Source organism: Mesorhizobium sp. LNHC232B00, assembly GCF_000502435.1.
In the GTDB taxonomy this organism is placed as follows: Bacteria; Pseudomonadota; Alphaproteobacteria; order Rhizobiales; family Rhizobiaceae; genus Mesorhizobium; species Mesorhizobium opportunistum.
The window spans coordinates 49,414-60,028 of sequence record NZ_AYWP01000014.1 but is presented as its reverse complement, the minus strand read 5'-3'; the positions used below and the strand labels follow the sequence as shown (position 1 = coordinate 60,028).

Below are 10,615 nucleotides of genomic sequence, written 5' to 3'. Positions count from 1 at the left end.
CGGCTTGCGCCGGGCCTCGTCGCTTGGCGGGAGGGGGAGGACGAGAATAGGCTTCTGCTCCTATTCTCCGCCGCCAAGCGAATGGATGTAGACCGACAGTTCCTTGACCTTGGTCTCGCCGAGGCGCGCGCCCCAGGCCGGCATCACGCCCTGTTTCGGCGCGGTGACCTGGGCGGTGATGGCCGCTTCGCCTGACCCGTAGAGCCAGATGGCGTCGGTCAGATCTGGAGCGCCGAGTTCCTTGTTGCCTTTTGCATTGTCGCCATGACAGGCCACGCAGTTTTCGGCAAAAACCTTTGCGCCTGGCGCGACCAATGCTTGATCGCTGACAGCCCCCGACAGACTGGCGACGTAGGCGCTGACCTGTTGGATCTGATCGGCATTGATGATGTCGCCAAAGGCCGGCATTTCCGACAGGCGCGTATCCGGGTCGGAGGCGAAGCGGATGCCATGCGTGACCGTCTGTTGGATCTGATCCGTCTTGCCGCCCCACAGCCAGTCGTCGTCATTTAGGTTCGGAAAGCCCTTGGACCCCTGGGCGCCGGAACCGTGGCACTGCACGCAATTGAGCTTGAACGCGGCGGCGCCGGCAGCGACGGCGAATTCGCGCAGCGTGTCATCCGCCGCAATCTCCGAAACACTCTTCGATTGTATCGCGGCAACATATTTTCCCTTCGCCGCTTCGGCCGCGGACAACTCGTTCTTGACTTCGTTGCGGCTGGAATAGCCAAGTACGCCCTTTGTCGCGGAGTGCAACAGCGGCCATGCCGGGTAGGCAATCGTGTAACCGATCGCCCAGACGATGGTGATGTAGAAGGTGATGACCCACCAGCGCGGGAGCGGGTTGTTGAGCTCGCGAATGCCGTCCCACTCATGACCGGTCGTCGAGATGCCGGAAACCTCGTCAATGTGATCGCTGCTCATGATCAGTCCTCCTTCAGAGGAATTTGAGCTGCTTCGCCGGCTTGCCTGCGGCTGCCGGGACGAAGTGCAAAGGCAACGGATCCGATGAAGAAAAGAGCCATGGCAAGTAGGCCCCAGCTGTCGGCAAACTCCCGCATGAAATTGTACGTCATCGCCATTGTCCTCAGCGGTAGCCGGCGGTCTCATCGTAGTTCTTGAAATCGACAAGCGTGCCGAGCATCTGGAGATAAGAAACCAGGGCGTCCATTTCGGTGACTTGCTGCGGATCACCGTCGAAATCGCCGATCCTGGCCTTGGGGTAGCGGGCCTCGAGGCCGGACGTGTCGGCGTTGGGATCGGCCTGCGCCATCAGATCGGCATTGGCGTTGGCGATCATGTCATCGGTGTAAGGGACACCGACACGCCTGTTTGCGACCAGATGCGTCGAGAAGTCCTTCACCGCGATCGGCGTGTCCTTCAGAAAGCCATAGCTCGGCATGATCGATTCCGGCACCACGTTCCGTGGATCCGTCAGGTGTTCGACCTGCCACAGATTGGAGTAGCGGTCGCCCACCCGGGCGAGGTCCGGTCCGGTGCGCTTCGATCCCCACTGGAAGGGGTGGTCATACATCGACTCGGCCGCCAAGCTGTAATGCCCGTAGCGCTCAACCTCGTCACGGAACGGGCGGATCATCTGGCTGTGGCAGAGATAGCAGCCCTCGCGCACATAGATGTTGCGCCCGGCAAGTTCGAGCGGCGAGTAAGGCCGCATGCCTTCGACCTTCTCGATCGTGTTGTCGAGGTAGAAGAGCGGCGCGATCTCGACGATGCCGCCGATTGTCACGACCAGCAGCGACCCGAGGAGAAGAAGTGTAGCGTTCTTCTCGATGACCGCGTGTCTGTTCATCAACCTCATTTTCTGTCTCATCATCGCGCAAGCTGGAGGGCGGGAACGGAGCCGGGCATCGGATCCTCCTCGCGCCGGTAGCCCAGGATGGTCATGGCGACGTTCCAGGCCATGATCAGGGCGCCGGAGAGGTACATGGCCCCACCGATGGCGCGCATCACATAGTAGGGGTGCATGGCGGCCACGGTTTCGGCGAAGGAATAGACCAGGAAGCCCTGCTCGTCGTATTCGCGCCACATCAGGCCCTGCATGATGCCGGACACCCACATGACCGCGGCGTAGACGACGATNTAGACCAGGAAGCCCTGCTCGTCGTATTCGCGCCACATCAGGCCCTGCATGATGCCGGACACCCACATGACCGCGGCGTAGACAACGATGCCAAGCGTCGCCAGCCAGAAGTGCCAGGTGACCAGCCGCAGCGAATAGAGTCGTTCACGGTTCCAAAGCTTCGGCACCATAAAGTAGATCGCGCCGAACGAGATCATGCCGACCCAGCCGAGTGCGCCCGAATGGACGTGTCCTATGGTCCAGTCGGTGTAGTGCGACAGCGAGTTGACCGTCTTGATCGACATCATCGGACCCTCGAAGGTGGACATGCCGTAGAAGGCGATGGCCATCACCATCATGCGGATGATCGGATCGGTGCGGAGCTTGTCCCAGGCGCCCGACAGCGTCATCAGGCCATTGATCATGCCGCCCCATGACGGCATCCACAGCATGATCGAGAACACCATGCCGAGCGTCTGCGCCCAATCGGGCAAGGCGGTGTAGTGCAAATGATGGGGTCCGGCCCAGATGTAGAGAAAGATGATTGCCCAGAAATGGACGATCGACAGGCGGTAGGAATAGACCGGCCTGTTTGCCTGCTTGGGCACGAAATAATACATCATGCCGAGAAAGCCGGCGGTCAGGAAGAAGCCAACGGCGTTGTGGCCATACCACCATTGCGTCAGAGCGTCCTGGACCCCGGAGAAAGCCGAATAGCTCTTCGAGCCCAGGAAGGAGGCGGGCATGGAGAGGTTGTTGACCACATGCAGCATCGCGATGGTGACGATGAAGGACAGGTAGAACCAGTTAGCGACGTAGATGTGGGGTTCCTTGCGCTTCAGGATCGTGCCGAGGAACAGGATGAGATAGGCGACCCAGACAATGGTCAGCCAGATGTCCACATACCATTCGGGCTCGGCGTATTCGCGGCTCTCGGTGATGCCGAGCAGGTAGCCAGTCGCTGCCATGACGATGAAGAGCTGGTAGCCCCAGAACACGAACCAGCCGAGATCGCCGCCGAACAGCCGGGCGCGGCAGGTGCGCTGGACGACATAGAGGGACGTGCAGAGCAACGCATTGCCGCCGAAGGCGAAGACGACGCCCGACGTATGCAATGGCCGCAGACGGCCGAAGTTGAACCAGGGCTGAATGTTGAGATCGGGGTAGGCAAGCTGCAAGGCGATGACGACGCCGACAAGCATGCCGACGACACCCCAGAACATGGTGGCGATGGCGCCATAGCGGATTGGCCCATCCATATAGGCGGACGGGTCGATCGGAGCAGCAGGCTTGAATTCAGTGTTGCGCAACAGGATCGCAGTGAAGCCAGCCAAGGCGAAGAACAAGACCCACATATCCTGGCGAAAGGGTTCATCCACCCCAGCGCCAGCGGCCACCAAAGCCGCGAGTGCGAACAGGCTTAGAAGCACGATTTCTTTGCCGAATTTCATCGCAAGCCCCGATTTCCAATTCCGGCGGATGCCAAACCGCGGTGCCTTATTGCGCAGCCGTCGCCTGCTCGCCCTGATCCATGTCAGAGCCGCACCATTTTGCTTCGAGCAGCATCGAGTTCGTTGCGATCAGACTGTGTCGAATGTGGAAGTGCAGCACCGGCCGACGGTTTATGGACAGGCCCGGCGTCCCCAGTCGGGGCCCGGGTAGGAGGCGACCGCGGGCGTGTGGGGAAGCGCACCTTGACGCTGGTAAGCAGGCCGATGCCTTACCGAACGTCGATCGTTTCAATGCCTTGGAACAGCCAGCGCCAGCGTTGCGCTGCCTTCGCGACATTTATAGTTTGGACGGCGATTTTCGCCTGCGTATGAGGCATATTGACTTCGGCCAAGTGTGGATGCTTCGCCGACGAGCCCAAACGCAACTGGCGTATACGATCGGAATTAGAACGGGCTGTCGCTACGCGATGTCTTCTGAGCCCAACGCGAGCATGCCCTGCCCCGAATGAAGTAAGTGGCGTGGGCCATGCAGCTTCGTGTCATTCAAACGGCTATTGCGCCTCGGCCGCCGCAGCGCCGTTCCAGCCGGCTCATGCTGTCCACGGTGACGCGGCGGTTGTTCTCGATCCGAATCACGCCGTCCATTCTCAGGCTGGTCAGCTGACGGCTCACGGTCTCGTTAGTGATTCCAAGGAAATCAGAGATGTCGGCACGCGTCATCGGCAGCTCGAAGCACGCCGACCTAGCCGCCGGGTCAACATTGGAGTCGATGTTCCGGGCAATCATGAGGAGAAAGCTCGCCACCTTCTCTGGTGCGGTCTTGCGCCCCAGAGTCACCATCCATTCGCGGGCCTCGTCGAGTTCGTTCAGCGCCTGCTTGAGCAGGCGATGCACAAATTCGGGTGACTGCTTCATCATCCGTTCGATGGCCGCTCTCGGAAACGAGCATAGCGAGACAGCTGTTGCCGCTTCCGCATTGATCGCACTTTTCATCTTGAAGGGCCGTCCCAGAAAATCCGGCGCGAACTGGAGACCGACGATCTGCTGGCGGCCGTCCGAAAGGCTCTTCGTGAGCTTCACCACGCCTGAAAGCACGTTTGAATAACAGTCGACCGCCTCGGCGTCGCCGATCAGTTCGACCCCCGGCTCGATATTGTGCCGCGACGACGTCTTGGCGAGCTGAGCCAAATCGTCTGGCTCGAGCGCGCCACAGACACCGCGGCGCCGTGCCTCGCAAGGCAAGCAAAGAACGGGAATGCCGGAACTGTGAATATCCTGCCGTAATGTCATTCGATCGCTCTACCGGTCCAGTGCGGGCAGGATAGCAATCCACGGTAGAAAAATCCTTGCGGCAGTTTGTCCGTGCTGAAGGTTGATCGAAATCAGGGCTTAGGCTCATCCAAGCATCCACAGTTCGGGCGACGCAAACACGGTGGACCACGACATGCGACAAAAGCTAGCTGCCAGACTTGGCGAGAACGTCCCGCGCTATACCAGTTATCCGACTGCGCCCCATTTCCATGCGGGCGTCGATGCCGTCGTTTACCGAGGCTGGTTGGAGGCGCTCGAAGGTGGTGACGAGATATCGCTTTACCTGCATATTCCCTATTGCGACAGGCTCTGCTGGTTCTGCGCGTGCCATACCAAACAGACCCGCCACTACGAGCCGGTGGCCGCTTATCTGCGCTCGCTGTATGCGGAGATCGCCACGGTTGGCGGCCTTGTTACCGGCAAGGGCCGAGTTCGCGCGGTTCATTTCGGCGGCGGTTCCCCGACGATGCTGGAACCTGAGGATATTGTGGCGCTGGGAAGCGTCCTGCGCAACAGCTTCGCCTTTCTTCCCGGCGCCAAGATCAGCGTTGAAATCGAACCCAATGATATGGACGATGCCCGCCTCGATGCGCTTGCCGAAATCGGCACGACCCGTGCGAGCCTCGGCGTCCAGGACTTCGATCCGAAGGTTCAGAAGGCAATCAACCGCGAGCAGAGCTTTTTGCAGACCAAAGCGGTAGTCGACGGTGTTCGTTCGCGCGGCGTCGAATCGGTCAATCTAGACCTGCTCTACGGCTTGCCGCACCAGACGAGGGAGAGCGTCTCCTCCACCGTCGCGCAGGCGCTGACCTTGGAACCCGACAGGATAGCGCTTTTTGGCTACGCCCATGTGCCGTGGTTCAAGAAACATCAGACCATGATAGACGAGGCATGGCTGCCCGGTCCCGCGGAGAGATTTGCTCAATTGCAACTGGCGGCGCGGGCGATCGTGGACCAGGGGTACGAAGCAATCGGCCTCGACCATTTCGCCAAACCCGGCGATGCCCTGGCCCTTGCCGCCCGCGCCGGAACACTGCACCGGAACTTTCAGGGTTACACCGACGATTGCTGCGAAACCTTGATTGGGCTAGGCCCATCGTCCATCAGCCAGTTTCGGCAGGGCTATGCGCAGAATATGCCTTCGACCAGCGAATATCGATGCACGGTTGATGACGGCGGGCTGGCCGCTGTTCGGGGTATCGCACTTTCCAACGACGACCGCGTTCGCGGCTGGATCATCGAACGTTTGATGTGCGACTTCGCCTTCTCGGCCATCGATCTGGTGGAACGCTTCGGCGAGGCCGGCCAGAGGCTCCTCCTTCAGTCAAGTTCCATGGCCCTCCACGATCCGGTTCGATTGCTTGAACTTGATGGCGACAGATTCGTTGTGCCGGCTGAAAGTCGCCCTTTCGTCCGAAGCATCGCGGCCAGGTTCGACAAATATTTCGAAACTGGAACGGCCAGGCACTCGGCGGCAGTCTGAGCACCGCAGAGGAACGGTCATGGCTCTCACTCGATCGTGAACCGATTGCGATCGTTTTCCACTGTTGACCGGCGACCGTCGGCCGAGACGGTTCGAAGCGGACCAGACGCGTCTTGGCATAGCGACGATATCGCCCGCTCATGCCCTGCCTGTCAGATCATGGTTGTCGGCGACAGCTCCCTTCGACCTTGCAAGGAGAATGCAAGGTGCCGTGCAAGCGGCTGACAACACTTGGGCCGGTGGCAGAAGTCCGCAAGCACCCCGGCAGCGCGGTCAACGTTGAACCACCCGTTCAGCCGAATATGCCGGTGCAGTTCCGGTGGAAAGGGCCTGGCCTAGACGGCTCTCTTGTTACCCCAGAGCATAACGTGCAGCTGCGGTAGCACGCGGGCTTCGAACCATTTGTCGCGGGTCACGCTGTCAACCAGCCACTCCATGCGCTTCAATATTCCGTCAAGGTCGACGGGCGCGTCATCATTTGCCGGGTGTGGCGGCGTGTGATTGCCGGGTTGCAGATAGATCGGAAGTTGCGGAAATTGCGCAGCGGCGTCTTTCGCGTAGGCGTAGTCCCTTTCGTCGAAAACAATGAGCTTGAGCACGATTTGGGGCTTGCCTTGTGCCGCCTGGAGGCACGCCTCGACAGCGGCCCAATCTGTCGTCATTTGGCTTGACGGCGGCTTTGGGCTGAGGATCAGCACGTCAAGGTGCGCAAACCAGTCCCTGGCAAGCGAACCTTGGGTTTCCAGCGCAAAACGGTAACCGTCACCATGGCCTCGGTCGATGAGCGCGCCGAGCGGCTGGATGGCCGGATTGCCGCCTGACAGTGACACCATAAGCGGGCGGCCACCGGAAAGCGCAAGCACATTTTTCCACACCGCGCCGACGGACATCATCTCCCATTCATGGCGGAATTGATTGTCCACAGCATGCAGGCTGTCGCACCAGGAACAGCGAAAGTCACACCCGCCGGTTCTGACGAAGATCGTCGGCAAACCTATGAGCACGCCCTCGCCCTGGATCGTCGGCCCGAAAATCTCGCTAACGCGGATTGCGGGATGCGTATTGGTCATGGCCGGTATTCCGCCCAGGTTTTCGGCGTTTCGCTCACCCGCACGGCCGCGGTTTCGCTCAGGCGTGCCTTGCACCAGTCGTAGAAATGTCTGGCCAGATATTCCGCCGTGACTTGCTCGTGTCCCAGCACGTCGTTGAGATGTCGGTGGTCGAAGCTCTCGTCGATGTAGCGTTTGAATGGCGCCAAATCGTGGTAGTCGCGCACGAAGCCGTGATCGTCCAGTCCATTCGCTGAAAGCTCCACTTCGACGATGTAGTTATGTCCGTGCAGGCGCGCGCATTGGTGATCGGGTGGCAATGAGGTGAGCTGATGCGAGGCTGAGAAGTGGAATTCCTTGGTGATGCGGAACATTACGCGGTGGTCCTTCGCAGCGCTCCGAGCCAGAAGTCGGAGTCCTCGTACTCGGTTGGGTCCGGGTGCCCAGCGATGTGAAACGCCTCACGCCGCTCGACGCAGGTCCCGCACCTCCCGCAATGACGCTCGGCGCCCTTGTAACAGGACCAGGTCTGCGCAAACGGCGTGCCGTATGTGGCTCCATCCCTAACAATGTCCGCCTTCGTCAGGTTCACATAGGGTGCATAAAGGCGAATCTGCGCGTAGCCGTCGAGCGCGTGGTCCTGCATCATCTGGAAAGCATCGATGAAGGCCGGACGGCAATCGGGATAGACAATATGATCCCCACCATGCACGGCCGTCGCCACCGCGTCAGCGTCTTGCGCTGCGGCGAGGCCGAAGGCAATGGCCAACATGATGGCGTTCCGGTTGGGCACCACCGTTACCTTCATCGTATCTTCGGCATAGTGCCCATCGGGCACGTCCACATTGTCGGTCAGCGCGGAGCCGGAAAGGCCGCCGCCGATCTCGTGGATGTCGATGATTCGCTGCGGGACGCCCAGGCGCTCCGCGCAAAGGGTGGCGAAGCCCAATTCCTTCCTATGCCGTTGGCCGTAATCGAACGATAGCAGGCCGGTAAGCTGGTGCTCCGCTGCCACCTTGTGAGCAAGAGTAACGGAATCCAATCCGCCGGAGCAGACGACGAGAGTCTTCATCGTTGGGTCCTTGTTTTAACCGGGTAGGCTGCGACCGGAGATTTCTCTGCGCTCCAGTACTTCAGGAAAACCATTTTGTGAAGTGAACGGAGACCAGTTTCGTGCGCTTGCGTGCGGTGCGCAAAACGCCCTCGCGGTGAGCTGGAAGGACACGGACTGGTGAGACGTCACGCTTCAGCGGAATGCTCAAGCGAACGCTGCTCGCGGACAAAGTTCTCGACGAGCAGAGCCTGGCGGTTCCGAGCGCCGAGGGACGCCACTGCAACGGTTGCAGGGTACAAGGAGCCCGGATGGCTTGCCGCAAAGATGACCGGCAAACCCTGAATAACCGGTGATGAGCCGACATCTGTGAACAAGCGGTGTGGTCGATTGCAATCACCCATGTCTTGCGCACAGGTACCTTATGTCAGTGGATGAACTGAACTTGATGGTTTTACAGATGGCAGTCGAAAGCGTCCGCTCGCTCTCGTTGAGCTTCGCTGAAAAAGCCGCCGAGATAGCCACCAGGAGCCGCGGCATCCTGCTTTTCGACGTGCGGATCGACGGTGACGCGCAGGTCCAGCGGGTCGCTGCCATCCGATATCACGGCGGCCAATTCGGCGTGCTGGCGTTGGATGTACACGGCCTAGTTACCCACTATTGCATCGTTAACGGTATGTTCTCACATTACATTGCGTCCTTGGAGAGCTGGCACAGGATGCCCCTGTCGATGCAGGCCAAGATGGATGCCAACGGCAATGCCCGTCTCTTCGTAGCCGCGTTGCGGGATGCCGGACATATGCTGGGCACCTAGCATTGGGCGAGAATGCATCTGTGAATTTTGCATGTGCGTCACTGCGATGGCGCCGGCATGATCGTCATGCTCCAAAACGGCTGCGGCCCCCCGCGAAGCGGTCGCCGCGATGATGGTGATCAACGGCGTTGCATCGATGCGAGCGTTTAGACAGAGGTCTCCTCCTGGCATCGAGCGCATGCAAGGAGCTACGCAAGCGCAACTGCATCAAGTATTTTGAAGGGACGACCTCGTGCATGGAGCTTGCGCTGCATACGGGCGGCGCGAGCCGCGTTGCCATCCAGCAGAGAGGGTGCTTGCGGTACTCTCAATGACCCGAGATCGCAAATGGACGTGGGTAAGCACCAGAACTGGCAACACCCATGGTGGTCCGCTGGACTCGCTGGAGGAAGCACAAGGTGTCGGCGGGCAGAGCGCAGCGAGTGCCTACCTCGATCTTTCTAGAAGCGCGCCGGCAGCCTGGGCGGGGGGGCTTGGGGTTAGACTGCCGGCGCACGCCACTCACGAAGAGCGGCCCCTTTTCGTGGTTCGAACACCCATAGTCAACCCGGAAACGTCAGGATGCCCGCCATGTTATTTTCAGAGCGGCGCGATGCCGGCCATGTTGGCCGATTCAGCCTAGGAGTAGCCACTCTCGTAGGCCGAGTTGATGCTCAAGCGCCAGCATCGCCTCGCCGAACTACCAAGAGTTCGCCGTTACAATCCTTCGTCGCGAGCCGATGCCCTCGTGCACGTTTCGTAGCACTCCGGGCGGCTACATCGCCTTGTTGTTCGCGAGCCCATGTGAAGGGTTCCTGCATCGGAAAGTTGACGAGATTCTCTTGGCGGTACTGCGCCAGAGGCATCCCAACGGAATCAGCGTCTACAATCAGCCGCAAGCTTCACATCACAAGAGCGGTAGTCCACCCATTGCGGATCATCCGACTGATCAGGCGGCGTCCGAAATGTGCGACTCTGCCTCAAGGATTCCCACAGGTATGGAAAGCGATCTCGCTATCCGATCCCGATATCCCTTGTTGTACCTCAGACCTCGCTCGATGTTTTGAATTTCCTCAGCGGCAAGCCCGCTCGCGACCGTCAGGTCCTCGATCGAATACCCAAGGTGCTCACGATAAGCGCGGACGATGTGGGTCCCCTGCGACATAGCCGTCAAGACTGGTTCGGGAATGCGCGAATCGTTCATAAACATCTCCAAGAACATGGGAGCTCCCTCGGGAGATACCCCCCCGGCGGCGCAGACCAAGCAAATCAAAAAATGGACGTCCATTCAGCCGGACCGGCTTCATCCATGGAATGGGCCGCCTGAATTAGGAGCTGGATCGGAATATGGCGGCTCACCTCCTTCTAATCAAGAAAGCCAACGGCGAGAATTATTC

The 10,615-nt window shown here is 59.8% G+C and carries 11 protein-coding genes; 2 read left to right on the top strand and 9 right to left on the bottom strand.

Going from position 1 to position 10,615, the window contains the following annotated elements; all coding sequences use genetic code 11:
* Positions 1 to 60: 60 nt before the first annotated feature.
* The 5 genes from ccoP to X743_RS151040 form a co-directional block, all read right to left on the bottom strand.
* On the bottom strand, positions 61 to 924 hold the full coding sequence (gene ccoP / locus X743_RS151020) for a cytochrome-c oxidase, cbb3-type subunit III (protein ID WP_023766611.1): 864 nt from the start codon (positions 922 to 924) through the stop codon (positions 61 to 63).
* A 2-nt stretch (positions 925 to 926) separates the two neighbouring features.
* Positions 927 to 1,076 (bottom strand): CcoQ/FixQ family Cbb3-type cytochrome c oxidase assembly chaperone, encoded by a 150-nt coding sequence (locus X743_RS151025; RefSeq protein WP_023766610.1) that lies wholly within the window; start codon positions 1,074 to 1,076, stop codon positions 927 to 929.
* A gap of 11 nt (positions 1,077 to 1,087) precedes the next feature.
* The gene (gene ccoO / locus X743_RS151030; RefSeq protein WP_023766609.1) at positions 1,088 to 1,819 is read right to left on the bottom strand and encodes a cytochrome-c oxidase, cbb3-type subunit II; all 732 of its coding nucleotides are present in this window, start codon (positions 1,817 to 1,819) and stop codon (positions 1,088 to 1,090) included.
* Positions 1,820 to 1,830: 11 nt separating this feature from the next.
* Positions 1,831 to 3,531, bottom strand: coding sequence for a cytochrome-c oxidase, cbb3-type subunit I (gene ccoN, locus X743_RS151035; protein WP_023766608.1), 1,701 nt, complete (start codon positions 3,529 to 3,531; stop codon positions 1,831 to 1,833).
* A 543-nt stretch (positions 3,532 to 4,074) separates the two neighbouring features.
* Complete coding sequence (locus tag X743_RS151040; RefSeq protein WP_023766606.1) at positions 4,075 to 4,821, bottom strand: Crp/Fnr family transcriptional regulator; 747 nt, start codon at positions 4,819 to 4,821, stop codon at positions 4,075 to 4,077.
* A 154-nt stretch (positions 4,822 to 4,975) separates the two neighbouring features.
* On the opposite strand from X743_RS151040, the gene hemN reads away from it, so the two are divergent.
* Positions 4,976 to 6,325, top strand: a complete 1,350-nt coding sequence (hemN, locus tag X743_RS151045; protein ID WP_023766605.1) for an oxygen-independent coproporphyrinogen III oxidase — start codon at positions 4,976 to 4,978, stop codon at positions 6,323 to 6,325.
* Positions 6,326 to 6,660: 335 nt separating this feature from the next.
* On the opposite strand, the gene queE is transcribed toward hemN, so the two are convergent.
* From queE to queC, 3 genes are read right to left on the bottom strand one after another with little or no spacing between them, the layout of a single operon-like run.
* Positions 6,661 to 7,395, bottom strand: coding sequence for a 7-carboxy-7-deazaguanine synthase QueE (gene queE / locus X743_RS151050; RefSeq protein ID WP_023735817.1), 735 nt, complete (start codon positions 7,393 to 7,395; stop codon positions 6,661 to 6,663).
* Entirely contained in the window at positions 7,392 to 7,748 is a 357-nt protein-coding gene (gene queD / locus X743_RS151055) for a 6-carboxytetrahydropterin synthase QueD (protein WP_023735818.1), read from the bottom strand. The genes queE and queD overlap by 4 nt, the downstream gene beginning before the upstream one ends.
* The gene (gene queC, locus X743_RS151060; protein ID WP_023766604.1) at positions 7,748 to 8,446 is read right to left on the bottom strand and encodes a 7-cyano-7-deazaguanine synthase QueC; all 699 of its coding nucleotides are present in this window, start codon (positions 8,444 to 8,446) and stop codon (positions 7,748 to 7,750) included. Before queC ends, queD begins: the two co-directional genes overlap by 1 nt.
* 403 nt (positions 8,447 to 8,849) lie before the next feature.
* Between queC and X743_RS151065 the strand changes: the two genes are divergently transcribed.
* Positions 8,850 to 9,239: a hypothetical protein gene (locus X743_RS151065; protein ID WP_023735820.1), complete on the top strand. Its 390-nt coding sequence runs from the start codon at positions 8,850 to 8,852 to the stop codon at positions 9,237 to 9,239.
* A 928-nt stretch (positions 9,240 to 10,167) separates the two neighbouring features.
* On the opposite strand, the gene X743_RS151070 is transcribed toward X743_RS151065, so the two are convergent.
* Positions 10,168 to 10,422 (bottom strand): helix-turn-helix domain-containing protein, encoded by a 255-nt coding sequence (locus tag X743_RS151070; protein WP_023735822.1) that lies wholly within the window; start codon positions 10,420 to 10,422, stop codon positions 10,168 to 10,170.
* Positions 10,423 to 10,615: the final 193 nt, after the last annotated feature.